We start from the raw sequence: 1673 nt of genomic DNA on the forward strand, positions 1-1673 counted from the left end.
CCTCGATCTTTCGCCGGGCCAGCGGCCCGGCTTGATCGGTTTCGGATTGGTTTCCGGCGGCTGATCAGCTGCCGGTGGGCAACACAGGGTAGCCCGGTCAGCGGGTGGCTGCCGGGTTCCACGGGCCCGGGTGAGATGTCCTTTCGTGGTTGTAGGGGTGTTTTTGCTGGTCAGCCTGGTTGCAGGCGGTCAAGGGCGGCCAAGAGCAGGCCGGTGCGGCGGTGATGTCGTGAGAGGCGGAGGTGGATGCGCCGGGCGTGATGGGCGGTCCTTGCTGGGATCGAGAACAGCTGTAGGCGTAGTGTTTTGGGTTCCCAGCGGCGGGCTCGATGACCGTGCAGGCTGATCGTCTGCAGCCAGGCGGTCAGGTCCAGGGCGAGCGCGACGATCGCGACCCAGATTCGGTTCGCGTCAAAGGATTTGAACGGCAGGTTGCGCAGTCCGGTGTCCTTGGCGGCGCGGATGCGGTCCTCGCAACGAGCCCGCCGACGGTGCCGAAGTTCGAGATCGGGGACCTGGCCGCGGCGGGTGTTGGTGACGAACGCGGTCAACCTCAGACCATCGACATCGGTGAACCGCAGCTGAGCACCGGGATGGGGCCGTTCCTTGCGGACGATCAGCCGCATGCCCTCGGGCCAGCCGGTCAGATCGAGCATGCCGGTGACCTCGGCGACCCACGCGCCTTCGCGGACCTGCCCGTCGGCGGCGTAGGCGGGGGTCCACACGTGTTTCGGGACCCGATTCACCGCCTCGACAATGGTGTCGGTGAGGGTGAATCCCAGCGAATACTGGACGTGGCGGGCGGTGCAGTAAGCCGCGAAATCGTGAGTGCCGCCACCGGAATCGGTGCGCACCAGCACTTTCCGGCCTACCCGGTAGCCGGGATGCCACGGCAGTTGCGCGATCGCGGAGGCCAGGACCGTCTTGTGGTCGGCGGCGGTATTGGCGCCGGCGTTGCCCGGGCGCAGCAATTCGGCGACCGGCTCACCGGTGCCATCCGGGCCATGGTCGGCGAATGCCAGCAGCGGGTGGAAACCGAATCCCTTCTTGAATGTCGGTGCCGCACATTCTTTTTCCGAATGCGAGTCGAGCAGCGTCGCGTCCAGATCGATCGTCAGCGGGTCCTCGGCGGTGATCGCATGGTCCGGCGCCTGCTCACCGGCAGCCCGCCAGGCCGCCGCTCGCGCGCTCGCGCGGGCCGATGCGATGGCCACCAACACTTTCCGCGGATCAGAAGCCAGCATCGTGATCAGCCGCGACACCGTCGGATCCGATGCCACCGGACCGAACACACCCGGCTCACCGCGCAGCATTGCCAAATCGGCGGCGCAATCGCCGCCGATCGCGATCATCACCGCCAGATCCAGCAGGATCTTCCCCGGATCATGGACCGCCAGCGGCTTGCGCCACGGTGCCAGAACCTGCGACAACGACCGGTCCAGCCCCACTCTCTCCGCCGTGGCCAGCAACGCGACCGCCCCGGCTTGCCCCACCACACCCGAACCGTCGCCGTCAACTTTCAGCGACGGGTACCACCCCGTAGACTGCCTCACCAGAAAGGTGCTCCCGATACTGCCGATTCAACTCTAGACAAGTCGAATCATCGCAGTTCAGAGCACCTTTCGCCATCTCTGAACCGTCAACACCTCAATCAGCGTGATTGGCCGAGGCTA

Annotated in this window: 1 protein-coding gene; it reads right to left on the reverse strand. The window is 66.1% G+C overall.

The features are described from left to right. Positions 1-170 precede the first annotated feature (170 nt). Positions 171-1553 (reverse strand): IS1380 family transposase, encoded by a 1383-nt coding sequence (locus NV1_RS41585; protein WP_067905229.1) that lies wholly within the window; start codon positions 1551-1553, stop codon positions 171-173. Between the last annotated feature and the right edge of the window lie 120 nt (positions 1554-1673).

It is taken from the genome of Nocardia vaccinii NBRC 15922, assembly GCF_001613305.1.
Taxonomy (GTDB): Bacteria; Actinomycetota; Actinomycetes; order Mycobacteriales; family Mycobacteriaceae; genus Nocardia; species Nocardia vaccinii.